At 51.2% G+C, this 1,099-nt stretch carries 1 protein-coding gene; it reads left to right on the plus strand.

What is annotated here, in order from left to right:
• The first annotated feature begins 90 nt into the window (after positions 1 to 90).
• Complete coding sequence (locus tag CK503_RS15890; protein ID WP_434081866.1) at positions 91 to 1,092, plus strand: IS30 family transposase; 1,002 nt, start codon at positions 91 to 93, stop codon at positions 1,090 to 1,092.
• The last annotated feature ends 7 nt before the right edge of the window (positions 1,093 to 1,099 follow it).

Raw genomic sequence — 1,099 nt, forward strand, 5'->3', positions numbered from 1 at the left:
TGTGAGTTCAAGTAGTAAGTGCAACATGAAGCAAGACCTCAGGGAAAAACCCCTGAGGTCTTCCGCCAAGCGGGTTATATTCATGTTGTCATGCAAAAATACACCCAACTCAGCCTAGAAAATCGTCATCAGATCAAGGCTCTGCTTAAAGCAGGCCATAATCAGAGTGAAATTGCCCGAACTATCGGTGTACATCGCTCTACAATCAGTCGGGAACTTAAACGTAATGTAGACAATGGCGGTTCCACAGGCAACCAATACTGTCCAGAGGTCGCCCAGCAGCAGACTTCCCAACGCCACCGGGATAAACCCAAACACTGTCGTTTTACCGACCAGCTCAAAGCCCAGGCCCGCCAGTGGCTGGCCAAAGAGAAGCTCTCTCCGGAGCTGATCAGCGGCCGCTGGAAGGTCTTAGATATCGAAGGGGTTTCCCATGAGACGATCTACCAGTGGATTTGGGCCGCCAAACGCACGGCCGATCCAACCGACAAGAACCTCTACAAACACCTGAAACACGGCTGTCGCAAACGCAAGCGGGGCAACCGTAAAGACAGTCGGGGCCGGATTAAGGGGCGTGTCGGCATTAGCAAGCGTCCGGAAGTGGTCGAAGAGCGGTCCCGCCTGGGAGATATTGAAGTTGATCTGATGATGGGCAAAGCTCACAAGTCGGCGCTGCTAGTGCTGACGGATCGCACGACGCTGCTTACTAAGCTCCAGAAAGTCACCTCCCGAAAGGCCGATCCGATGGCCTCTCATATTGTTCAGCAACTCAGCGAAATTCCTTCGGGATTCATCAAAACCCTAACCTTTGACAACGACAAAGCGTTTGCCAAACACCAACAAGTTGCTGAACAGCTCCAGGCGGACACCTACTTTACCCGCCCGTATACCTCCCAGGATAAAGGAACAGTCGAAAACAGGATTGGCGTCATTCGCCGGTTCTTTCCCAAGGGCATGGATCTTCGAACGGTTTCCGAGGAGCGCATCACAACCGTGGAGCAATATCTGAATTTTCGACCGGTACGAAAATTTGATTACCTTAATCCTATTCAACAAACCCTAAAATACCGCAGTGTTGCATTAGTTACTTGAACACAGC

The sequence above is a fragment of the Fodinibius salipaludis genome (genome assembly GCF_002287075.1).
Lineage (GTDB): Bacteria > Bacteroidota > Rhodothermia > Balneolales > Balneolaceae > Fodinibius > Fodinibius salipaludis.